The sequence below is a fragment of the Halapricum desulfuricans genome, from assembly GCF_017094525.1.
Classification (GTDB): domain Archaea; phylum Halobacteriota; class Halobacteria; order Halobacteriales; family Haloarculaceae; genus Halapricum; species Halapricum desulfuricans.
In genome coordinates this window covers 1,724,077-1,745,424 of sequence record NZ_CP064788.1, presented here as the reverse complement: position 1 = coordinate 1,745,424, position 21,348 = coordinate 1,724,077, and the positions used below count along the sequence as shown (strand labels likewise).

Sequence of the window (21,348 nt, the reverse complement as noted above, 5' to 3'; positions counted from 1 at the left end):
GGAGACTGCCGATGTCAGGGGACATATACGTCTCGGGAACCTACGAGCGGGCATGTCTGACTCCGATTCGATCGACGACCTGCCGGGTACCGACGAGGAGTGGCGCGAGATGCTGACCGAGGAAGAGTATCACATCTTGCGCGAGCGCGGCACGGAACCGAAGTTCAGCGGCGAACTGCTCGACGTCGACGACGACGGCGTGTTCAGATGCGCCGGGTGTGGGGCGGCGCTTTTCGACGCTGACACCAAGTTCGATTCCGGGTCCGGCTGGCCGAGTTTCTACGACGTCGTCGGGGAGGGCAACGTCGAAACCGAACTCGACACCCGTCACGGGATGGAACGGACGGAAGTCACGTGTGCGAACTGCGGCGGCCACCTCGGTCACGTCTTCGACGACGGCCCCGATCCGACGGGCAAGCGCTACTGTATCAACTCGGCGGCGCTTGACTTCGATCCCGACAAGTAGCGATCGCCGGAACGATCGCCCGGCATACACGGTCCGGAGTAGACGGGTGACGATGACCGCTGCCGATTGACGGACACTCGCGATCTCGTCCCGTCAAGACGTGCCCCTTACAGGCGTTTTGACCTCCTCCCCTGCGTGAACAGAGGGAGAGCGTCGCTCTCCCAGGCAGTCGGGCGTAGCCCGACGACGCGGGGGAATCCCGAGTCAAGCGAATCGAAGATTCGCGTACATCGCAAATCTCCGATTTGCTCAGCGTTGGGATATTAGGGTTTACACGTCACTCGGCGGTTGCTCGCGGCTGGAATCCGTGAGTCCGGCTGAACTGAATGACGCGAGGCTGGGCCAAACAGCCGTTATCGCTATCCCCAAGTGGGGGAGTCACGCTTAGCGTTTTCTGCCTGATGTTATCGGCTCCGTTCACGTCGCCGTGAGCGACAACCCCACAGCGGTCGCACTTCCACAACCCACGTTCGACACGGTTGTCCCCGTCTTCGTGCCCGCACACACTACACGACGATGATGTACCGCGCTCGTCGGGCATCTCCACCTCGATGCCACGTTCACGGGCTTTGTAGTCAATGAGGTTCATCAACCGCTTGTACGCCCAATTATCCAAGCGTTTGTTGCCGTGTCTACCCCAGTCGTCTTCATCAACACCACTGGGGTCGCCGACGACAAGCGTGCCAACATCGTGAGAAACACACCGCTCAACGATGTCTTTCGAGAGGGCGTGTAGGAAGTGGTCTTTGCGACGCGACAGTTTTTCACGTGCCCACTCTGCTTTTTGGCTGGGACCGTGCGGCCCTGCTGTCTGGTACTCTTCTTGCTGGAAGTAGTGCTTGTCCTCGCGGAGCGTGTTGCCCGGATACAACAGAGCGTCGTCGGGGAATGCAACGGCGGCAGGATTGCAGATTCCGAGGTCAACACCCGCTGCCTTCTCGCCTGGTGCCTCTGCCTCAATCTCGTGCTTGCAGACGACGTGAAGTTCCCATCGTTCCTTGTGACTGTTCCAGACGGCACGGACTTGCTGAACGTTCTCCAATTCGACTTCGGGTGGGGCGTCGTACTCAACGAGGATATAGTCGCGGGCACGCGGTGACGGTTTGTGGAGTTTACCCTTTGAGAGCCGGAATCGGTTGTGTTTCGTGTCGTGGCGGAAGCCGTTGGCTTTCCACGTGACCGTCGAGCGGGGGTGTTCCTCGTGGACACGGCGACCTTGGTCGTCGTAGTAGTTCTGTTTGCGGTAGCCCGGCGGATTGTCCCGACTGTCGTCGCTGTTGAACCACGAGGTGAAGGCCTCAGAAAGCTCTTCGAGAACTTTCTGACTGGACTGACTGTGCAGTCCTCGGTATTTGTCGTGTTCCTTCACCACGGCTTTCAGTTCGGACTCGTCGGGGATTTCGCCGGTTTCGTCCCACGTCTGGCGGGCGTGGTAGAGGGCGACGTTCCAGAGCTTGGACGCCGACCACCCATGCCTGTCCAGCGATTCCCGAACCTGCGAGTGGTTCTGGATGCGGCAGACGTGGGTGCGGCGTGTGGTCGGCATCCCTGTACTACTATCTTATGAAACGTCGCTACTTATCTTCTATGGAATATCCAGTCGTGCTATAGTCTGTGGAATCTTTGCCGGATGACGGCGCGTATCCACAGCCTGAAAGCCGTGGTATTGCGCCTCAGCATATAACTTTACAGAGCACGTACAGCGTCGACATGGTCGAAACGATCACTGCGAATCAGTTGCGCGACTGGATCGACGCCGGCGAATCGTTCTCGCTGCTGGATACGCGACCCGAAGGGAGTTTCGAGGCCTGGCATATCCAGGGTGCGATCCAGTACACCTACAAGCCCGACTTCGAGTTCGCCGTCGAGGAGTTTCGCGAGGCGACGGGACTGTCAAGCGACGACTCGGTCGTGACGATCTGCGCGAAAGGAATCGCTTCGCACGATCTGGCGACCCATCTCGAGGATAGCGGTTTCGAGGACGTCACCGTCGTCGAAGACGGGATGGAAGGCTGGAGCGAGGTCTACGACGTCGTCGAGATCCCGACGAGCGGTGATCTCGAAGTGTTGCAGTTCCAGCGACGGGCGAAAGGCTGTCTCGGCTATCTGATCGCTGACCCGGCTGCAGAGATCGCCGCCGTCGTCGATCCGACCCGGCACGTCGATCGGTTCGCCTCGGCCGCCTCGGAGCGGGGCTACTCGATCGAGCACGTCTTCGACACGCACGTTCACGCCGACCACGTTTCCGGCGGCCGGGAACTGGCCGAGTACGTCGGCGCGACCTACTATCTCGGGGCCGACGCGGCCGACCGTGGGGTCGACTACGAGTACGAACCGCTGGCGCGCAACGAGGTCGTCACCGTCGGCGACCACGATCTCAAGGCCGTTCCCTCGCCCGGCCACACCTCCGAGATCGTGAGTTACCTGCTCGATGACGAGGCCGTGTTGACCGGTGATACGCTGTTCGTTGACTCTGTCGGCCGGACGGAGCTCCAGTTCGGCGACGGCGCGGCCGACACGGGTGCACAGCGACTGTACGACTCGCTACACCGGACGCTGCTCGCGGAACCGGACTCTGTCACCGTCCTGCCCGGCCACTTCGCTGTCGACGCCGACGGTACGACCGACGTGACGCCCGGCGAGCCAGTCGCTTCGACGATCGGCGAGGTCCGGACGGAACTGGACCTGCTGGCCGTCGACCGCGAGACGTTCGTCGCCCGGCTCACCGCCTCGCTACCGGAGAAACCGCCGAACTACGAGCAGATAATCGACATCAACGCCGGGCGCGACGAACCCGAAGACGAGGCGGCGGCGACTGAGCTGGAACTCGGCCCGAACAACTGCGCGGCGAGCGGCGACTGATCAATCGCCCGACGCGCGGGCCTTATGACCAGGGGTACTTTATTGCCGCGGCCGTATGCCCGGCCATGTCAGCGGAAGCACCACAGGCATACGACGACCTTCTCGAAGCGTACCGCCGCGTCAGCAATGTCGAGTCGGCAGTCGGCGTCCTCTCGTGGGACCAGCAGGTGACGATGCCGGACGGCGGCGCGCCGGCCCGGAGCCGACAGCTCTCGACGCTGTCCGGACTCAAACACGAACTGCTGACCGACGACGGGATCGCCGACGCGCTCGAGACCCTCGACCGCTCCGAGTTGAACGACGAACAGCGGGCCGTCGTCCGCGAGATCCGCCGCGAACACGAGCGCGCCGCGGCGGTTCCACAGGCGCTGATCGAGCAGATCAGCGCGAAGTCCTCCGAGGCGCTCGAAGTCTGGGAGTCCGCGAAGGCCGACGCCGACTTCTCGCAGTTCGCGCCTGTGCTGGAAGAGCTGGTCGAACTGCGCCGCGAGTACGCCGCCGCGATCGATCCCGACCGCGATCCCTACGCCGTCCTCTTCGAGGACTACGAACCCTATCTGGGCCTGGAGACGGCCGAACAGGTGCTCGAACGGCTCCGCGACGAGTTAGTCCCGCTGATCGAGGCCGTCGGCGACAGCGACGTCACTCAGCCCGACCCCTTCGCAGACGGGACCTACTCCGAACAGGCACAGGAAGACCTTTCCCGGGAGATACTCACCCGGATCGGCTACGACTGGGATCGCGGGCGACTGGACACTTCAAGCCACCCGTTCACGTCCGGTAACCAGTTCGATTGCCGGGTCACCACGCGGTTTCTCGAGGACGATCCGCTGAGCGCGCTCACGGCGACGGTCCACGAGTTCGGTCACGCCTTCTACAATCTGGGCCTCCCGCAGGAGGAGTACGGAACGCCGCTGGGGTCGTCGCGGAACCTCAGCGTCCACGAGTCCCAGTCGCGCCTCTGGGAGAACCACGTCGGCCGCAGTCGTCCGTTCTGGGAGTCGGTCGCCGACGACGTCCGCGAGGCCTTCGAGGGCGTCGAGGACATCGACGGGGAGACGTTCTACCGGGCCGCAAATCGCGTCTACGACGACAACCTCATCCGGGTCGACGCGGACGAGCTCACCTACCACATGCACATCGTCGTCCGCTTCGAGATCGAGCGCGATCTGATCAACGGCGATCTGGATGTCGAAGACGTGCCCGAGGTCTGGAACGACAAATACGAGCAGTACCTCGGGCTCCGGCCGGAAAACGACGCCGAGGGGGCGCTGCAGGACATCCACTGGAGCCACGGCAACTTCGGGTACTTCCCGACGTACACGCTGGGCAGCGTCATGGCGGCTCAGCTCTACGCGGCCGCCGAGGACGACCTCGGCGACCTGGACGGGTCGATCCGCGCCGGCGAGTTCGAAGACCTCCAGACGTGGCTCCGCGAGAACGTCCACCACCACGGCGCGCGATACACGACCGACGACCTCGTTGAGGTCGCGACCGGCGAGTCCTACACCGCCGACTACTTCCTCGAGTACGTGACCGAGAAGTACGGCGACCTCTACGAACTGTAGTCGGATCGTTTTCTCGCCCGACGGCTGTCTCCCCTATCGCCAGTAGTTTGGCGTGAAGACGACCAGCACGGAGAGGACCTCGAGACGCCCGATCCACATCAGGCCGATCATGTAGAGTTTGGCCGGCGTCGAGAAGTCGAGGTAGCTGTCCATGGGCCCGACGATTCCGAATCCCGGACCGACGTTGCCCAGCGTCGCGATCGTGGCGCTCATCGCCTCCAGCGTCGAGAGGCCGCCGATCTCGGGGTTGGTCGCCCCTTCGATAAGGAGCAGAACCGTCGAGATCGCAAAGATCCCGATGAACACGAGGATGAACGTGATGACGCCCCGGAGCGTCTGTTCGTCGATGACGCCGCTGGCGGTTCGGACGGGCCGTACCGCTTCGGGATGGACCGTCGTGAACAGCTCCCGCAGGATCGAGCGCTCGACGGCGTACCAGCGGATGATCTTGATCGAACCGGCGGCGGATCCCGCCGAGCCGCCGAGAAACATCGCAAACAGGAGCACTACCTGCGCGGTCGAGTCCCAGGTATTGAAATCCATGCTCGCGTAGCCGGTCGTCGTGACGATCGCGACGACCTGAAAGACCCCCTGCCGGACCGCGGTTTCGAGGTGGCCGGGGATCGGTCCGACCGCCTCGGGCGCGGTCGCGAGCCCGAGCCCGGAGAACAGCAGTCCGGCGACGAGAGCGCTGACGGCGACCATCGTCCCGAGGTAGCTCCGGAACTCGGAGTTTCGGAACAGTTTCTCGGGTCGGCCGATCAGCGCGTACCAGAACAGCGCGAAGTTCGTCCCGGCGACGATCATGAAGGCGATCACGGCCCACTGGACGGCCGGCGAGAACGCCTCGATGCTCCGCGCCTCGGGGGAGAACCCGCCGGTCGGCAGCGTCGTCAGCGCGTGGGCGACGGCGTTGTACAGCCCCATGTTGTCCGCCAGCCCGAGGTGGTGCAGACCGTAGTAGACGACGGTCGCCGCGACCGTGAACCCGATGTAGATCAGCCAGAGGATCCGGGCCGTCTCCTGGATCTTCGGTCGAAGTTTGTCGACGCTGACGCCCGGCGATTCCTCGCTGATCAGTCGCGCGCCGCCGACCGACAGTTCGGGCAGGATCGCGACCATCAACACCAGGATCCCCATGCCGCCGAGCCACTGGGTGAGCTGTCGCCACAGCAGCATCGCGTGGCCGTGTTTCTCGACCGAGATGTCTCCGAGAAGCGTCGCACCGGTCGTCGTGAATCCCGACATCGACTCGAACAGCGCGTTGACGGGATGAGCGACAGTCCCGACGCGGGCGATCAGGTACGGCATGGTTCCGAGCACGGGAACGGCCAGCCAGGTGAGACTGACGAGCAGAAACGCCTCTCGATGGCCCAGTTCGCGGTCACCGCGGAGTCGTTCGAGCGCGCTCCCGAGCGCGAGCGCGACCGCGATCGTCGCCAGAAACGGCCATGGGTCGTCCCCGTACAGTAAGGCGACAGCCAGCGGGAGCACGAGCGGGATCGAGAGGTACTTGAAGACGCTCCCGACCAGCCCGACGCTCACCCGCCAGTCGACGACAGTGGCCATACGGTATCTGGCAGCGACAGATCACATATGCGCTTCGACCTGCGGGCTACCTGTGCACGATTGCACAGCGCTGGAAGTGCTACTACTGGTGATCGTCGTACGTTGCCGCAGGCATTTCGGCACGGCGTCGTGCCGACCCACACCGGTTACAGCGGTAACGAGACGAAAGCCCACGACTTCAGTCGTGTGGAGGAGGTCAAGCGATCAGCAGCTCTTCGCCCCGTTCGACCTTGATGCGACACGGCGGGGTGATCTTGTTGTAGGCACGGCGGTAGGCTTCCTTGACGGCGTCGGCCTGCTCGACGTCACAGTAGGCCGTGAACAGGCGCTCGCCCTTCTGGATCCGGGCGGCGGTACCGACGATCTTCCCGAAAGCCTGACGCATCCCGTCGGAGACACGGTCAGCCCCGGCCCCGGTCGCCTGCTTGTTTTCGCGGATGACCTGGTGGGGGAACTTCCGGAGGATCATCTTGTAGTTGTTTTCGCCGAGTTCCTTGATGAGATGGCGGTTGGCCGACAGGCGAGCGGCCTCGAGCGCGCCGTGGCGCAGCTGGACTTCCTCTTCGACGACGAGGCTGATCTGGACGGGGTAGTCTTCCGGTTCGGTGTTCTTGTCGCCCATCTGGTGCTGTGCGATCTTCGAGCCGGGGATGCCCGTGATGTACTCGCGTCGCGTATAGGCGGGCTTGTCGATGTCCCGGTACATCGAGGCTGGTTTGTCCGACATAAGTACTCTTGGCGGATACGTGGCCCAGCGTCGGGATAAGGGCTTCGAACGCCGACGACGGTATGATCCACTATCACACGGACGTAGTGACCGTTGTACGTCCCTTCCGGATCGACCGCACGACTGCGTCATCGAACCGGTAAATCGGTACAACGGTCATTATGGGCTGAACAGGCGCAATACCACTGCCTGCGGGCCGTGGATACGCGCCGTCACTCAGCGCCACCTTTCACCGACTCCGACAGGGCCATATATTCCACCGCTACCAAATATCTCATTTACAAAAGAATAGGATGTAAGATATTATACAGATGTTCAAGTGCTGGATGTCCACCGCCCCTACCGAGCGAAAATCCGCAACCACTCACAGGTTGAGGACTCACTCGGCCGTCACGGGTGGAGTGCCAGCAAACTACAGACGAATAGTGATCAGAACTATGAAGATGATCTGTTGGTAAGAAAATTGTATGACATACTCAGATATACCCACCGAAGAACAGTACGCAGCCGAGTTGGCTGAGTCGATCGATAAGCGGCGTTATGCCACCCTAGTACAGTCTGTCGGCGACCAGTTGAACGGCAGAAAAGACCGCTTCGATAAGTCCGACATTATCGAACGGTGCTTGGAAGTGTACAGTGATGGCCGGCTGCAGTGGGTTGACGACAAGGGGAGGGATTTTGTTGACACGGCGCTGGGATTGGATATCGAGTTCAAATACGAACAGGACGCCCTGTTTACCAATGTCCGGCAGGACCCCCGAGATCCAAATTTGCGGCTAATTAATAATCTCGGTGAGAGGAATCAGATAAATCCAGACGTACTGGCCGACTTCTTCGTAGTGGGACAGCAGGACGCGATGGGTGTTATTTCAAAACAGACAATTCTCGACGACACTAAACCATCCAAACTTGAGTTCGGTGCTGACGTGGTTATCGGCGATTTCTATTTTGAAGATATCGAAATTGTATTTCGGCCTGAGGATATCGGAGAAATACAAATAGTGGATGTAGACTATAAAAAGCGGAAAATGGAGATGCAAATGGACCTCATCAAATCGATATCTGTCCCCGAGACGTAGCAGCAGAAACCAAATTAACAACCCATACCGCGACCGCTTGGACTGCTTTGTCGACGCCGTCACGGGCACCTCGCGGTCGATCAACCGCAGCCGCCGGAGGGTCTGGAGGTACTTCGACAGCGGCCCCGAATCGATACTGGTCGCCCCAGAGATCGCGTTGGGCGTCGTGTGCCCGGTTGCGATCGCCTTGAGGATAGTCATGTACCGCGCGGGGTTCCGTAACTCCGTGCGAAGGAGGAATTCGGGCTCGTTGTAGAGGACGGCCGTCGGGGAGAGAATATGCGTCCGAGTGTTCTTCTTGCTAGTGACTGTTGTACGTCCCTTCCGGATCGACCGCACGACGTCGTGCGGTCGCACCTGTAAATCGGTACAACGGTCACTATGAGGGGGTGATCGTAATCGTCGAAGCGAAAGGCCACACGAATCAACGCAACGCCGACGTCGAGCGGATGGGTTCAAATCCCGGCTGTGACCCTGAAACGCAAGAAGGCGTCGTTTCAGGCTCCTTCACGGCCGTTTAGAAGACTTATGGGTCGGGGCGGATTTGAACCGCCGACTTCCTCCGTGTGAAGGAGGTATCATAACCGGACTAGATCACCGACCCGCGCACTACTGGTTACCGGAGTGGCCGACTTAAGAATTGCTTTTCGATAGCCACTGGAACGAACGCGTTGAGGTCTGCACGCGAATCTAGTCCTGAAACAGCCGGTAGGCACCCGTCACGACGGCGACCGGCTCGACAGCCCCGTCGGGCGTCTCCGATTCGACGTAGACCTCCGAGACGCCGACGCTGTTGCCCGCCCGGACCACCTCTGCACGCGCCGTGAGATCGCCAGACGCGCGCTGGAGATAGTTGACGTTGAGGTTGATCGTCGCGACCCCGCCGCCCACGGGATCGGACAGCGACGGTCGGAGCGCGACCCCGCCGGCCGTGTCCGCCAGCGTCGCAGCGATCCCGCCGTGCATTGTCGGCGGACTGGTCGTGTTCGTGAGTTTCTCGTCGTACGGGACGGACATCGTGACGGTATCGCGGGTGAACTCCTCGACCGAGACCCCGAGCCACGAGAGATAGCCGTGCTCCTCCTCGATATGGTACTGAATCAGGTCCCTGACGTCGTCCGTGAACTCGGTCATGGTGGTCTCTGGGTCCCCGAGGCGTTTGTAGGCTCGGATCGAAGCAGCCGACGAGGGCAGTCACCGATCAACTATCCAGGTTTCCGCCCGACGACCAGCTGAAAGCGGGTGTCCGGGACTTCCCGGATCTCCGGATCGGTAAAGCCCGCGGACTCGAGCGCCGAACGGTACGCGTCTTCGGTGTAGGTGTTGCCGACGTCGGACATGCTGAGCATGTGCACGCCGAATCGCCCGGCGACGTCAGCCCGACCCCGCACCCACTCCGCGGCGGCGAACGTCCCGCCGGGTTCGAGCGCCTCGAAGACGTTCCCGACGTACTCGCGGATGCCCGGCAACGACAGCGACACCGTCATGCGGGCGCTGAACACGAGATCGAACCCCGCCGGCAGCGACTGGCGGGCGTCACCCTCGACGACGTCGACATCGAGGTCCGCATGGTGATCCGCGAGCAGGTCCAGCACCTCGGGCTGGTCGAGTAGCGTCACCGCGGCCCCGCGACGGGCGAACTCGGCACTGAACCGACCCGGCCCGCCGCCGACGTCGAGCACGCGCTCGGGTCGCGGATGGGCGTGCTCGGCAGCCGTGACGATCGCCCGCAGCGTCCCGTCCGGGATCGAGGCCATCGCACCCATGTAGTTTTTGAACCCCTCCTCGGTCGGCTCCGGCGATTCGCCCGTCCGCATCGTCTCCGGGAGCCGGATGTAATTTTCCAGCGAGTCGACGCGATGGGGCAGGATACCGCGCTCGACCGGCGGCGTCCCGGGATCGAACCCCCTTAACTCATCGGTCGGCTCGTAGCCGTCTTTCGTCTCCCGGACGTATCCCGAATCGGCCAGCGCGTCGAGGACGATCCCGCTCGCCCGATCGGTGATCCCCGCGTGCTCCGCGACCGCGTCGGGTCGACCGTACCCCGCGAAAAGCGCGTCGAACACACCTGTCTCGCGACATGCCCACAGCAAGAACACCTCGTGGTGTCTGTCGTAGATGGAATCCGAACCCATGGCCGTCGTTCAGGTGGGCTGACAAAAAAGATTGGGGCGCCGGATCGATTTGCGGTGCGGTCACGCTGGTGCTTGCGGTGTGCTGGCTTGGAGACGCTCGACGTTCATTCCCCAGTCACCTCGAAGACCATGTGACAGGCCGGGAGCGGGCGCACGGGGTGGTTGTCGAGATACGAGAGGTGGGGACGGATCTCGAACTCGGGTTCGTCGTCTTCCATCTCGAAGATCGAGGGGTAGACCTCGATGAAGTGATAGCCGGGTTCGCCCGTCGCCTGCAGCACCGTCCTGACGGTCGGGCTGCGCAGGTCCTCGCTCGTGCCGCAGGCGTAGCCCAGCGGGGCGTTGTCGTAGACGAAGAAGGGCGCGCTCTCGTAGGCCGTCCACCCGATCCCCGAGAGTTCGATCTCGATTTCGGTCCCGACCGGTCCGCTGGTGGGTTCGAACGTCTCGATGGAGGGCTGCATCATGAAGCCGGTCGCTGCGACCGACTGGCCGTCGACTTCCGCGAGGATCGGCCGAGTCGACCCCTCAGCCGGCGGGACCTCGAACTCGACCTGGAACCGGCCGTCCGCGTCGGCGGCCACGGTCGGCAAGACGCCGGGGCGGACCGTCGGCGTGACCTCCAGTCCTCGGATCCCGTCGCCGACGTGCTGATACCACTGCAGGTCGACTGACGCGTTCGGCGGGAAGTTCCGCCCCGTGATGACCGCTTGCGTTCCGGCCGGGCCACACTGCGGAGTCACGTCGAGCTCCGCTTCGGTATCGGCGTCGAGGTCGGGATAGTGGACCTCGAAGGGCTGCTCCTCCAACAGTTCGTCGACCCACATCGTCGGCGGCGGATCGTCCGGTTCGGTCACTTCGACCGTCCAGGCGTTCGGCCGGTCGCCGCCGACCGGGCCCAGCGGCGACTGGGTGTTGTTCGCGACGAACGGCACGCCGCGGTAGTTTCGCCAGACCTGCACGACGTGCTCGCCAGGCGGGCCGACAGCCCGGATCCGTGCCGTCGCAGTCCCGCGGTTGATGACGCCCGTGATGAACCCGACGAACTGGTTGTCCCAGGCGACCTGGAAGTTGTTGGAGTCCAGCGACGGGCCGATCCCGTACCCCCTGAGGACGAACGACTCGCCCATCGGTGCCGCCGTCCGGTCGAGTTCGAACCACGGCCTGACCTCGTATTCGGCTCTGGCTGCGACGCCGCCGTCGTTCTCGACAGTGATCTTGTGTGACCCACCGTAGTCCTCCGGGACCGTCCACGTCTCCTCGAAACACCCGGATCCGTCGGTCCGAACTGTCGCGACGGCTTCGGTTCGCGGACTGTACTGTGGCCCGACGACCCTGTTGGCCTCGATGACGCCCCACTTCCCGTCGCTGGTGTGCCAGACGATATCGTACTGTTCGTTTTCGGGGAAGTTCCGACCCAGAAGAGTCAGTTCGTCGCCGACGTATCCCTCCTGCTCGCTCAGCGCGAGCGTCCCCTTGGAGCGCTCGGCCCTGCGGTCGTCGAGCCGATCCCGCAGGTCCGAAGAGAGGTCGGACTCGTCCATATCGCAACTTTCCGGTCCGGGGACAAATAGTTTGGCTGGCGGCTGGACCGGTCTCGTTACCGAATCGCCGCCGCACAGTAGCCGACGACGCGGTCCGGCGACCCCGCCGTGTCGGCGCTGGTCGCGTACGCGAGGATGTCCCCGGACTCGCTGCCGAGTTCGCGCGCGGCACTCACCGTCGCGACTGTCGACCAGGGTCCACACATCGAGTGACCCTCCGCCGACAGGCTGGCGATCGTGTCGGAGTCCAGTCGTTCGATCGCCTCGCGGACGGGTCGGTCCGCCTCAACTGCCGCCTCGTGGGGCTGGTAGTGGGTCAGATCGGTCGAGCCCACGACGACGGCGCTCCGCCCGGTTCGATCGACGGCGTCCGCCACCGCCGTTCCGAGTCGCTCGGCCCGGTCGTGATCGAGCGTGCCGAGACAGATCGGCAGGATCGACACTTCCGGGAGGACGTGCTGGAGGAACGGTACCTGCACCTCGATCGAGTGTTCGCCCTCGTGGGCGACCGGATCGAACGTCGCGGCCCCGTGGCGGTCGACGACAGTCTCGGCAAGTTCTCGATCGACCGGGACGTCCCCGAGCGGCGTCCGCCAGCGGTCGTGAGGCGCGACGGCGACGCTCTCCCCGACGCGTCGATGGTTCGGCCCGAAGACGACGACTGTTTCGGGCGTGTCGGAGCGCGCGAGCGTCGCGTAGGCGTGCGCGGCGACAGGTCCGGAGTAGGGATACCCCGCGTGTGGCACGATCAGTCCGAGCGGCCGTCGCGGGTCGGCGTCGTGCTCGGCCAGCGAGCCCGGCCCGACCTCGTGGGTGAACGACTCCCGGAGTTGCTCCTCGAGTCCGTCAGCGTCGCCGGCGTAGAACCCCCCGGCGACTGCCGGCGTTCTGACACCTCCGCCGTCCGTCCGTGGCTCCCCGGGTCCGTCCGAGTTCAGCCCTCCACCGTCGCCTGTGGACTCTTTGCCCGCCCCGGATGGTCGCCCGAGCGGGCGCTCGATCACCGTTCCTCCCGGCTGTGCCTCGGTGAACACCCGGCCGGAGAACCGCCTGATTTCGACCCCGTCCTCGCGCCAGGCACGGCCCGGAAGCCTCGCTTTCTGGCAGGTCGCCTCGAGGAATCGCTCGGCACGCCAGTCGTTGTCGACGGCGACCTGCGGCAGGAGCAACCCCCGGGCCGAGTCGCGTTCGGCGATCAACCCGTGTCTGCCGACGTCGACGTACTGGGGGTAGTTCGACGGGTCTGACGCCGGGAGCGGTTCGGGCTTCGAGAGCACCGATACGGAGACCGTCACGTCGTCGAGTTCGTCGGGCCCGACCGGTTCGACGCGAGGGTCGTGCAGCGCGGCGTCGATCGCGGCGTCGACGACAGTCTCGGCGAGCGGTTCGTCCGGATCGGGCCGTCCGATACAGCCGCGCAACTGCTCGCCGCGCTTGATCGTGACGAACACGCCTCTGACGATCTGGAGACGATCAGCCGGTTCGCCACCCGAAGGCGTCGGCTCGCCGTCGCTTCGGGCGGCCGCTTCGACGGTCTGCCTGGCGCGCGATACCAGCGTCCGACCCGCGTCGTGGTCGAGTTGCGCGGGAACTTCGTTCGTTCGTGCCATGGATCGTTATCCTCCGGGAATCGATCAGAGCACACGACGGCGACCGCTCGACGGGCCACGAGGCGTTCCGTGGATCGGGATCTCCCGACTGCAGTTCGGACAGGCACCGTCTTCGAGGTCGATACCCCGGACGGCGAACCCCTCGCGCTCGATCAACAGTCGACCGCAGTCAGGGCAATAGGTCGACTCGCTCTCGTGGCCAGGGACGTTCCCGCTGTAGACGTATTCCAGACCGGCTTCGCCGGCGATCTCCGTCGCCCGCTCGATCGTTTCGATCGGCGTCGGCGGAACGTCAGTGAGTTTGTAGTCGGGATGGAACCGCGAGACGTGGACCGGTGTTTCGGTCCCGACCGCGTCGGCGATCCACTCCATCCGGTCGCGAAGGCTTGCCTCGTCGTCGTTTTCACCGGGAATGACGAGGTTCGTCACCTCGAGGTGGACGTCTCTCTCGGCGAACCGTTCGACGGTCTCGAATATCGGCTCGGGGTCGGGGATGCCGGTGTGTTTCCGGTAGAACTCCCGGTCGCCTTTGATGTCGATATTGATCGCGTCGAGGTGTGGCGCGAGCGTGTCGACGGTCTCGGGGCGCATGTAGCCGTTCGAGACGAACACCTGCAGGGCGTCGTCCGGCGACGCGCGCATGGTGTCCAGCGCGTACTCCATGAAGATCGTCGGCTCGGTGTAGGTGTAGGCCATCCCGTCGGCGTCGCCGGCCTCGATCCGACCGGCCAGCTCTTCGGGCGGGCGCTCGTGCTCGGTGACGCCCTCGTACTCGATGGCGATTCGGTAGTTCTGACAGAAGTCACACCGCAGGTTGCACCCTTTCGTGGCGACCGAGAGCACGTCGGCTCCGGGCGCGACGTGAAAGAGCGGCTTCTTCTCGATCGGGTCGATCGACGTCGAGACCGCCCGCCCGTAGGTCGTCAGGTACAGGCGACCGTCACGGTTCTCCCGGACGCCACAGACGCCGCGTTCGCCCGCCGGAATCTCACAGGTTCGCGGGCAGATCAGACACCGGACGGTGTCGGCCTCGACCGTCTCGTAGTGCTCCGTCTCCCGCGGCGGGAGTTGCTCGCCGGTCATACTCTGCTCGTCCCGAAGTAAGGGCGCGGGCGTCATGAACGGCGCCCGGACTCCCACGCGGTGAAAACGCCTACAGTTTCGAGATGTCCCGGGCCTCTTCGGCCGATTCCCGGACGGATTCGACTGTCGCTTTCGGGCTGGTCGCGCTGGCCGCGGCGTTGAGCGCCCCCTCGACGATCGGCGCGTCGGCGATCTCGATCTCGGCGTCGGTGTCGGCCTCGACCATCTCGATGGCCGTCTCGGCGTTCATCACCGCACTGCCGAGGTCGACCAGCACGACGACGCCGTCGGTCGCCTCTAGCAGATCCGAAAGCGCCGCCTGGATCTCGTCGATCGACGTGCCGATCCCGCCGTCCGGGTCGCCGCCGACCGCGGCGATGGTCTCCTCGTCGCCGCCCATCTCCATGGCGATCTCCCTGATTCCGGCGGCGGCCTGCCCGCTGTGAGAGACGATCAGTAGTCCGATCATCTCACTCCTCCTCGGGTTCTTCGTCCGGGATCGTCGGCGACGCCGCGTCGACGTCGGTGTCGCCCTCCAGATACTGTTCGGCGACTGCCAGGATCTCCTCGAGCATGAACAGTGTGCTGGTCGCACCGGGGTCCTGATGCCCGGTCGAACGCCAGCCCAGGAACGACGCCCGGCCCTTGCTCGCTCTGATCGGGACCGTGAACTCGACGCCGCGCTCGGCAGCGTCGACGGCCTTCGCCAGCGCCTCCAGCGGCGGCAGGTCGTCCTGCTCGATGGACTTCTTGTAGGTGTGAACCGCCGGCGTGATCGCATCGACCATCGTCTTGTCACCGACGCGAGCGTCCCCGCGGTCCTGCAACTTCTCGAGGAACGCCTCGGCGAACGCGACCGACGACTCGGTCGTGATCCCGTCTTCGAGTTCGGTGCTCGCAGTCATGGCCGAGCCACCGTACAGCGGGCCCGCCGCGCCGCCGACCTCCGAGACGAGTGTCATTCCGACCGTCTTCGCAATCTCCTGGACGTCTGCGTCGTCGTCCATCGCCTCGAGCTTCTCCATGACGGCCTTGAACCCGCGGTTCAGGTTCGCGCCGTGGTCGGCGTCGCCGATCGCGGAGTCCAGTTCCGTCAGATACTCCCGCTCCTCGTCGATCCGATCCGCGATGTTCTCGATCGCCTCGAGCAGTGCCTCTCGCTGTCTTGTCTCGTCCATGCGAACTAAATGAACCCACGCCGAGTAAACTGTTCCGGCGATATATCGAAACCAATATCATTTTGATTGACTATTCGGGACATCTATAACGAACGACCGGGAAGAAATATCGGTATCCGAACAAGTTCGGGAAGAGATACGTGTGGATGGCGGCCATCGGATCAGGTATGCCGGGGACACGAGATCGATTCGGCACGCTGGCCGGACCGCGTGTCCTCGCATCGGGTGATTCCCCATGAGTATGTACTGTGATCAGTGTCAGGAGACGGTCGACAACGAGGCGTGTACGGAAACCGGCGTCTGCGGGAAGGACGCCGAGACGTCGAACATCCAGGATCTGTTCGTCTGGGAGCTGAAAGGACTCGCGTATCTGGCCGAGCGGGCCCGCACGGAAGGCATCGTCGACGAGGACGTCCGCGTGTTCGTCGTCGAGGGGCTGTTCTCGACGATCACGAACGTCAACTTCGACCCCGAGTGGTTCGAAGGGCAGATCCGCGAGGGGTTCGAACTCCGCCGAGACCTCCGCGAGCGCTACGAGCGCGAGGTCGGCCCGATTGCCGACGAGGCGTTGCCGGACGCCGCGACCTGGGAGGCGGACGACAGCGCGGCCTTCTACCGGAAGGCCCCCGAAGTCGGCGTCCAGACGACCGAAAGCGAGGACGTCCAGTCGCTCCGGGAGTTGCTGACCTACGGGATTAAGGGCATCGCCGCCTACGCCGACCACGCCTACGTGCTGGGCGAACAGAGAGACGAGGTCTTCGAGTTCGTCCAGCGTGGACTCGCCGCGACACTCGAAGACGAACTGGATGTCGACGATCTGGTCGGGCTGGTGCTCGAGTGCGGCGAGGTCGGCGTCGAGGTCATGGAGACGCTCGATTCCGCACACACCAGCACCTACGGCCATCCCGAACCGACCGAAGTCGATATCGGTACCCGCGATCGGCCGGGGATCCTGGTCAGCGGCCACGACCTGAAAGACCTCGAAGAACTGCTCGAGCAGACCGAAGGCGAGGGCGTCGACGTCTACACGCACGGCGAGATGCTGCCCGCACACGCCTACCCTGCCTTCGAGGAGTACGACCACTTCGTCGGCAACTACGGCAACGCCTGGTGGCAGCAACACGAGGAGTTCGAGGCGTTCAACGGCCCCGTGCTGATGACGACCAACTGCCTGGTCCCGCCAAACGACTCCTACGCCGGTCGGACCTACACGACCGGTGTCGTCCGGTTCCCCGGCCTGCCCCACGTCGATGACCGCACGGACGGCGAGCCCAAGGACTTCTCGGCGCTCATCGAACACGCCAAGGAGACCGAACCGCCCGAGGAGATCGAATCCGGAACGGTTCCCAACGGGTTCGCGCACAACGCCGTCCTCGAGCGGGCCGACGATATCATCGAGGCCATCCAGGCCGGCGACATCCGCGGGTTCGTCGTCATGGGCGGCTGTGACGGCCGCCACCCCGATCGGGACTACTACACCGAGATGGCCGAGTCCCTGCCCGAGGACGTGATCATCCTCACTGCCGGCTGTGCGAAGTACCGCTACAACAAGCTCGATCTGGGTAACATCGGTGGGATCCCGCGCGTGCTCGACGCCGGCCAGTGCAACGACTCGTACTCGCTTTTGAAGATCGCGATGGAACTGCAGGCGGCGCTTGACGTCGAGGACGTCAACGACCTGCCGATCGCCTACGACATCGCGTGGTACGAGCAGAAGGCCGTGACGGTCCTGCTCGCGCTGCTCAGTCAGGGCGTCAAGGGAATCCGTCTGGGCCCGACGCTGCCGGCGTTCCTCTCGGCGAACGTCGTCGACCTGCTCGTCGAGGAGTTCGACATCAAGCCGGTCGATTCCGTCGAGCGCGACCGCGAGGCGATCCTCGAAGAACTCGAATCCAGCCCGCTCGTGCCGGCGCCGTCGGCGTAGGGCGGTGTCGTCTGGCGCGTATCGTCACTGATACATCCCGACCGGCTGGGCCTGCGAACTCTCGTCTTCGGCCTGTTGCATCCGCTGGGCGAGACGTTCCTTGGCCTCGCTGATCTCCTGTGCCTTCTCGACCAGCGTCTCCGTCTCGATTTCGACGTCCGCGACCGGCTCGACGACGGTATCGAGCAGGGCCCTGGCCGCCGCCGGATCCGGGAACTGCGGCGACGCCTCGACGACGAACCCGAGCGCGTCCAGTCCCGCGCGTTCGGCGTGATAGACGAGCGCGCCGGTCGGGCCGCTGACGACGCCGCGTTCGTCAGGCGTCGAGACGTCGAGCCCCTCCAGTTGCTCGCCCGCGCCCGCGACAGCGAGTCCGAAAATGTCCGTCGTCTGCTCGTCCGAGCGCTGCATGCCGGAGACGTACAGCGGGAACGCGTTCCGGTCGTCGAGCCACCCCGTCACGCAGGTGGCGAACTCCTTCGCGGCCGACGGCGAGATCGGGATATCGCTCTGCAGGACCAGCAGGTTCCGCTCCTCGTCGGCGTGAATCCGTACCGGCGGCTCGACCCCGTGGCCGTCCGCGTCGTAGATGGCGACCTCTGGAAGCCCGTCACAGTGAACGGACGCGTAGTGGGCCATGTCGTAGCTCTCGACGAGGTGATCGGCCGCGATCTTGCCCACGAGTCCGAGCCCGGGTAACCCTTCGACCAGCACCGGTTCCTCGAGCGCGATGTCCTCGCGGTGGACGCTGATATGTGCCATGTGTGATGCAACGTCGGGCACCGACATACCGTTTGGCCCGAGTGACAGGTACGTTGCTCTGTCAGCAATCCTTTTTGCTTTCGCTCACCCGACGCTTCCCATGGTGAGTCGTCGTGTTTTCGCTCTCTCGACCGTTGGACTGGGTCTCCTCGGGCTTGCCCACGCAATTGTCACGTGGCCCGTCGCTGCGACGATCGCGCTGTTCGGGGGTGGCGCGGCGATCGCGTTCGTCGCCGAAACGCTCGTCGTCGCTCTCGGCTGGCTCGAGCATCACGTCGATCCGAAAGTCGGCGGCGTCCCGCTCTATGTGCTGTTCGGCTGGACGGTAGTCATCTATCTCGCCTTCCAGCTCGCACTCCTCGTGACAGACGGGTGGACAGCAGTCGTCGCAACCGCTGTCGTTGCCACCGCCTACGACGTGCTGACTGACCACCGGGGCGTCGACGACGGTCACTGGACGTACACCGACGACCTCTCCGGCCCGCGCTACCGCGGCGTCCCGTGGTGGAACTACCTCGGCTGGCTGTTCATCAGTTTCCTCACGGCGGCCGTCACTGTCCCGTTCCTGTAGTCGATCGTACTCAGCCTCTCCCTCAGACCAGTCGGAACCCCAGCGTCGCCAAGAGAAAGACAGTCACGTTGTAGGTGTAGTGGATCAGGACGGGAACGGTCAGGTTCTCGGTCCGCTGATAGGCGTAGCCCACGACCGCGCCCACAAGCGACAGCGCGAGCACCGCCAGCAGGAGGGCCGCGGCCTCGCCGTCGTAGTTGAACACGTGAATACTCCCGAACAGGAGACTGGCGACCGCGAGACCGCCCCACTCGCCCAGTCCCAGTTCGAGCCGTCGCTGGATGGCGCCGCGGAACAGGTACTCCTCGCTGACCGCGACGACGGCGAACGCGGCGAGAATCGACAGGAACTGGAGGACTGAGATGTCGGCCGTCTCCGCTTCGAGTCGCGTCTCCAGCGACAGCCCGGCGGCGTCGATCCCCAGAAAGACGACAGCTGCGAGCGCGACAGCTGCGAGCGACCCCCACACAGCCCACCGAAGCCCCTCGTCTGTGGGGCGGTCCCAGGGCACCGCGATCCGTGTTCTGCTGACGTACGCGACACCGATCACGAGATACGTCGCCTCGACGACGCCGAGGACGAACGCGCCTGCGACAGGTTCCGGGAGCGACCCCCCACCGAGAACGAGCAGGATTCCGGCGACGATTCCCCCGGCGAACGTCCCGACGATCCCCAGTACGGTCAGTCCCACGCCGACGCCGATCGATCTGACGACCCCCTTCTGTGGCGGACCTGCGCGACCCATATCGAGCGTCAGATTCGACTGTGAAATAACGGTGCCGGAATCCTTCGAAACCCACAAGCCCCGACCTCTCGAATGAACGGTCGATGGACGCGCTGTCGCGCTACGAGCCGATCGTCGACGACTTCGAGGCCTTCCGCTCGGCCTGCCGTCGACCGCTCCCCCCTGTCGTCCGTGTCAACACGATCAAGACGACGATCGAGCGGGCGAGACGGGGACTGCAGGAGGCCGGCATCGAACTCGATCCAGTCGAGTGGCATCCCGGGCTCTTCCGGTTGCCCGAGGACCAGCCCGGCGCGAACTGGCCGTACTCCCACGGCTGGATCCACGGTCAGGAGGAGGTCTCGGCCGTCCCGGCGACGGTGCTCGACCCACAGCCCGGCGAGCGAGTCTGGGACGCGACCGCCGCGCCGGGCAGCAAGACCACCCAGCTGGCGGCGCTGATGGACGATCGCGGGCTCGTCGTCGCGACCGACAACAACATGGGCCGGCTGTCGGCGCTGCGCTCGAACACCGAACGGCTGGGCGTGACGAACGTCGCCGTCACCAACGAGGACGCGCGCAACCACTCGCTGAAACCGTTCGGCGGGGAGCTGTACGACCGGGCGCTGGTTGACGTGCCCTGCTCCTGCGAGGGGACGATCCGCAAGAACCCCGACACGCTTGAGGAGTGGTCGCTGGGCCACGTCGAGGGGATCGCCGGCGTCCAGAAGGGTATCCTCACGCGTGCGATTCAGGCCACCCGCGAGGGCGGAACGATCGTCTACTCGACGTGTACGTTCGCCCCCGAGGAGAACGAGGGCGTCCTCGATCACGTCCTCGAGGCCGAGGACTGTCGGCTCCTCAATTTCGAGTTGCCGCTCGCATACCGGGACGGCGTGACCGAGTGGGACGGCGAGACCTTCGATCCGCAGGTCGAGCGCGCCAAGCGGATCTACCCGCATCACAACGATACGGGCGGGTTCTTCGTCGCGAAACTGGAGGTGACGGGATGAGCGAGAACGTCAGCCATCGCTTCGACCGACTCCCGGCGACCGACGGCGAACGCGAAATCGAGGGGCGACCGACCCGCGAGGAGATTCTGGCGTTCTGGACCGAGCGGTTCGGCGTGCCGTCCGAAACCTTCGAGGCGTACACGTTCTGGGAGCGGGGCAACGGCAAGATCTGGGCGTTTGCCGGCGAACTGGAATCGCCGGTCGACATCGAGGCGCTCGGGCTGTCGTTCATGCGCACGCGTCAGGAACACTGGAAGCCGACGACCGAAGCCGTCCAGCGGTTCGGCTCCCGGGCGGACCGGAACGTCGTCCGCCTCGACCGGGCGGCGGCCGAGCGGTTCCTGGCCGGCGAGGACCAGCGACTGGCGTGGGACGGCGACTGGGGCTATCTGATCGTGACCCACGACATCGCCGGCGGCCCCGAGCCGATCGGCGTCGGGCTGTACGTCCACGGCGAGTTGCGTTCACAGATCCCCAAGGGTCGACGCAGGGATTTCAGCGGCGAATAACGCCGGTTTCTCGCGGTCGAGACG

20 protein-coding genes, 1 tRNA gene and 1 pseudogene are annotated in these 21,348 nt (G+C 64.3%); 8 read left to right on the top strand and 14 right to left on the bottom strand.

What is annotated here, in order from left to right:
• The first annotated feature begins 52 nt into the window (after window positions 1–52).
• The gene (msrB, locus tag HSR122_RS08995; RefSeq protein ID WP_229109369.1) at window positions 53–466 is read left to right on the top strand and encodes a peptide-methionine (R)-S-oxide reductase MsrB; all 414 of its coding nucleotides are present in this window, start codon (window positions 53–55) and stop codon (window positions 464–466) included.
• Between the two features lie 277 nt (window positions 467–743).
• On the opposite strand, the gene HSR122_RS08990 is transcribed toward msrB, so the two are convergent.
• Window positions 744–2,012 (bottom strand): RNA-guided endonuclease InsQ/TnpB family protein, encoded by a 1,269-nt coding sequence (locus HSR122_RS08990; protein ID WP_229109368.1) that lies wholly within the window; start codon window positions 2,010–2,012, stop codon window positions 744–746.
• Between the two features lie 164 nt (window positions 2,013–2,176).
• Here HSR122_RS08990 and HSR122_RS08985 point away from each other — a divergent pair, with 164 nt between their 5' ends.
• Window positions 2,177–3,328, top strand: a complete 1,152-nt coding sequence (locus tag HSR122_RS08985; protein WP_229109367.1) for an MBL fold metallo-hydrolase — start codon at window positions 2,177–2,179, stop codon at window positions 3,326–3,328.
• 65 nt (window positions 3,329–3,393) lie between these two features.
• Entirely contained in the window at window positions 3,394–4,896 is a 1,503-nt protein-coding gene (locus HSR122_RS08980) for a carboxypeptidase M32 (protein ID WP_229109366.1), read from the top strand.
• Between the two features lie 33 nt (window positions 4,897–4,929).
• On the opposite strand, the gene HSR122_RS08975 is transcribed toward HSR122_RS08980, so the two are convergent.
• Together HSR122_RS08975 and HSR122_RS08970 are read right to left on the bottom strand one after the other, a co-directional pair.
• On the bottom strand, window positions 4,930–6,465 hold the full coding sequence (locus tag HSR122_RS08975; RefSeq protein ID WP_229109365.1) for a TrkH family potassium uptake protein: 1,536 nt from the start codon (window positions 6,463–6,465) through the stop codon (window positions 4,930–4,932).
• A 196-nt stretch (window positions 6,466–6,661) separates the two neighbouring features.
• A complete protein-coding gene (locus tag HSR122_RS08970; protein ID WP_229109364.1) occupies window positions 6,662–7,192 on the bottom strand; it encodes a 50S ribosomal protein L16 in 531 nt (176 codons plus the stop codon).
• A gap of 467 nt (window positions 7,193–7,659) precedes the next feature.
• On the opposite strand from HSR122_RS08970, the gene HSR122_RS08965 reads away from it, so the two are divergent.
• Window positions 7,660–8,271 carry a hypothetical protein gene (locus HSR122_RS08965; protein ID WP_229112232.1) on the top strand — a complete coding sequence of 204 codons (612 nt, stop codon included), beginning with the start codon at window positions 7,660–7,662 and terminating at the stop codon, window positions 8,269–8,271.
• A gap of 3 nt (window positions 8,272–8,274) precedes the next feature.
• On the opposite strand, the pseudogene HSR122_RS08960 reads toward HSR122_RS08965, so the two are convergent.
• The 9 genes and pseudogenes from HSR122_RS08960 to dhaL all read right to left on the bottom strand — a co-directional run.
• A pseudogene (locus HSR122_RS08960) lies at window positions 8,275–8,568 on the bottom strand (AAA family ATPase); the annotation flags it as partial.
• A 232-nt stretch (window positions 8,569–8,800) separates the two neighbouring features.
• Window positions 8,801–8,875 (bottom strand) — tRNA-Val (locus tag HSR122_RS08955).
• Window positions 8,876–8,961: 86 nt separating this feature from the next.
• Window positions 8,962–9,405, bottom strand: coding sequence for a PaaI family thioesterase (locus HSR122_RS08950; RefSeq protein ID WP_229109363.1), 444 nt, complete (start codon window positions 9,403–9,405; stop codon window positions 8,962–8,964).
• Window positions 9,406–9,476: 71 nt separating this feature from the next.
• The gene (locus HSR122_RS08945) at window positions 9,477–10,406 is read right to left on the bottom strand and encodes a class I SAM-dependent methyltransferase (protein ID WP_229109362.1); all 930 of its coding nucleotides are present in this window, start codon (window positions 10,404–10,406) and stop codon (window positions 9,477–9,479) included.
• 104 nt (window positions 10,407–10,510) lie between these two features.
• Window positions 10,511–11,950 (bottom strand): hypothetical protein, encoded by a 1,440-nt coding sequence (locus HSR122_RS08940; protein WP_229109361.1) that lies wholly within the window; start codon window positions 11,948–11,950, stop codon window positions 10,511–10,513.
• 56 nt (window positions 11,951–12,006) lie between these two features.
• Window positions 12,007–13,560, bottom strand: coding sequence for an AmmeMemoRadiSam system protein B (gene amrB / locus HSR122_RS08935; protein WP_229109360.1), 1,554 nt, complete (start codon window positions 13,558–13,560; stop codon window positions 12,007–12,009).
• Window positions 13,561–13,584: 24 nt separating this feature from the next.
• Window positions 13,585–14,679, bottom strand: a complete 1,095-nt coding sequence (gene amrS, locus HSR122_RS08930; protein ID WP_229109359.1) for an AmmeMemoRadiSam system radical SAM enzyme — start codon at window positions 14,677–14,679, stop codon at window positions 13,585–13,587.
• Between the two features lie 34 nt (window positions 14,680–14,713).
• Window positions 14,714–15,112, bottom strand: a complete 399-nt coding sequence (dhaM, locus tag HSR122_RS08925) for a dihydroxyacetone kinase phosphoryl donor subunit DhaM (protein ID WP_229109358.1) — start codon at window positions 15,110–15,112, stop codon at window positions 14,714–14,716.
• A 1-nt stretch (window position 15,113) separates the two neighbouring features.
• Entirely contained in the window at window positions 15,114–15,821 is a 708-nt protein-coding gene (dhaL, locus tag HSR122_RS08920) for a dihydroxyacetone kinase subunit DhaL (RefSeq protein WP_229109357.1), read from the bottom strand.
• A 235-nt stretch (window positions 15,822–16,056) separates the two neighbouring features.
• Between dhaL and hcp the strand changes: the two genes are divergently transcribed.
• On the top strand, window positions 16,057–17,745 hold the full coding sequence (hcp, locus tag HSR122_RS08915; RefSeq protein WP_229109356.1) for a hydroxylamine reductase: 1,689 nt from the start codon (window positions 16,057–16,059) through the stop codon (window positions 17,743–17,745).
• Window positions 17,746–17,769: 24 nt separating this feature from the next.
• Here the strand turns inward: hcp and HSR122_RS08910 are convergent, their stop codons facing one another.
• Window positions 17,770–18,507, bottom strand: coding sequence for a proteasome assembly chaperone family protein (locus tag HSR122_RS08910; RefSeq protein ID WP_229109355.1), 738 nt, complete (start codon window positions 18,505–18,507; stop codon window positions 17,770–17,772).
• 100 nt (window positions 18,508–18,607) lie between these two features.
• Between HSR122_RS08910 and HSR122_RS08905 the strand changes: the two genes are divergently transcribed.
• Entirely contained in the window at window positions 18,608–19,078 is a 471-nt protein-coding gene (locus HSR122_RS08905) for a carotenoid biosynthesis protein (RefSeq protein WP_229109354.1), read from the top strand.
• Between the two features lie 22 nt (window positions 19,079–19,100).
• On the opposite strand, the gene HSR122_RS08900 is transcribed toward HSR122_RS08905, so the two are convergent.
• Window positions 19,101–19,823 (bottom strand): CPBP family intramembrane glutamic endopeptidase, encoded by a 723-nt coding sequence (locus HSR122_RS08900; protein WP_229109353.1) that lies wholly within the window; start codon window positions 19,821–19,823, stop codon window positions 19,101–19,103.
• A gap of 83 nt (window positions 19,824–19,906) precedes the next feature.
• On the opposite strand from HSR122_RS08900, the gene HSR122_RS08895 reads away from it, so the two are divergent.
• Both HSR122_RS08895 and HSR122_RS08890 read left to right on the top strand, forming a co-directional pair.
• The gene (locus HSR122_RS08895; protein WP_229109352.1) at window positions 19,907–20,815 is read left to right on the top strand and encodes an RsmB/NOP family class I SAM-dependent RNA methyltransferase; all 909 of its coding nucleotides are present in this window, start codon (window positions 19,907–19,909) and stop codon (window positions 20,813–20,815) included.
• Complete coding sequence (locus tag HSR122_RS08890) at window positions 20,812–21,324, top strand: DUF7122 family protein (RefSeq protein ID WP_229109351.1); 513 nt, start codon at window positions 20,812–20,814, stop codon at window positions 21,322–21,324. The genes HSR122_RS08895 and HSR122_RS08890 overlap by 4 nt, the downstream gene beginning before the upstream one ends.
• Window positions 21,325–21,348: the final 24 nt, after the last annotated feature.

Bases quoted from the DNA above. Each gene is read 5' to 3' on its own strand.
- HSR122_RS08890 (WP_229109351.1), top strand. From the start codon at position 20,812: ATGAGCGAGAACGTCAGCCATCGCTTCGACCGACTCCCGGCGACCGAC.
- amrS (WP_229109359.1), bottom strand. From the start codon at position 14,679: ATGACGCCCGCGCCCTTACTTCGGGACGAGCAGAGTATGACCGGCGAG.
- HSR122_RS08905 (WP_229109354.1), top strand. From the start codon at position 18,608: ATGGTGAGTCGTCGTGTTTTCGCTCTCTCGACCGTTGGACTGGGTCTC.
- HSR122_RS08980 (WP_229109366.1), top strand. From the start codon at position 3,394: ATGTCAGCGGAAGCACCACAGGCATACGACGACCTTCTCGAAGCGTAC.
- HSR122_RS08900 (WP_229109353.1), bottom strand. From the start codon at position 19,823: ATGGGTCGCGCAGGTCCGCCACAGAAGGGGGTCGTCAGATCGATCGGC.
- msrB (WP_229109369.1), top strand. From the start codon at position 53: ATGTCTGACTCCGATTCGATCGACGACCTGCCGGGTACCGACGAGGAG.
- HSR122_RS08940 (WP_229109361.1), bottom strand. From the start codon at position 11,950: ATGGACGAGTCCGACCTCTCTTCGGACCTGCGGGATCGGCTCGACGAC.
- HSR122_RS08895 (WP_229109352.1), top strand. From the start codon at position 19,907: ATGGACGCGCTGTCGCGCTACGAGCCGATCGTCGACGACTTCGAGGCC.
- HSR122_RS08965 (WP_229112232.1), top strand. From the start codon at position 7,660: ATGACATACTCAGATATACCCACCGAAGAACAGTACGCAGCCGAGTTG.
- HSR122_RS08910 (WP_229109355.1), bottom strand. From the start codon at position 18,507: ATGGCACATATCAGCGTCCACCGCGAGGACATCGCGCTCGAGGAACCG.
- HSR122_RS08985 (WP_229109367.1), top strand. From the start codon at position 2,177: ATGGTCGAAACGATCACTGCGAATCAGTTGCGCGACTGGATCGACGCC.
- dhaL (WP_229109357.1), bottom strand. From the start codon at position 15,821: ATGGACGAGACAAGACAGCGAGAGGCACTGCTCGAGGCGATCGAGAAC.
- dhaM (WP_229109358.1), bottom strand. From the start codon at position 15,112: ATGATCGGACTACTGATCGTCTCTCACAGCGGGCAGGCCGCCGCCGGA.
- HSR122_RS08945 (WP_229109362.1), bottom strand. From the start codon at position 10,406: ATGGGTTCGGATTCCATCTACGACAGACACCACGAGGTGTTCTTGCTG.
- amrB (WP_229109360.1), bottom strand. From the start codon at position 13,560: ATGGCACGAACGAACGAAGTTCCCGCGCAACTCGACCACGACGCGGGT.
- HSR122_RS08950 (WP_229109363.1), bottom strand. From the start codon at position 9,405: ATGACCGAGTTCACGGACGACGTCAGGGACCTGATTCAGTACCATATC.
- hcp (WP_229109356.1), top strand. From the start codon at position 16,057: ATGAGTATGTACTGTGATCAGTGTCAGGAGACGGTCGACAACGAGGCG.
- HSR122_RS08970 (WP_229109364.1), bottom strand. From the start codon at position 7,192: ATGTCGGACAAACCAGCCTCGATGTACCGGGACATCGACAAGCCCGCC.
- HSR122_RS08990 (WP_229109368.1), bottom strand. From the start codon at position 2,012: ATGCCGACCACACGCCGCACCCACGTCTGCCGCATCCAGAACCACTCG.
- HSR122_RS08975 (WP_229109365.1), bottom strand. From the start codon at position 6,465: ATGGCCACTGTCGTCGACTGGCGGGTGAGCGTCGGGCTGGTCGGGAGC.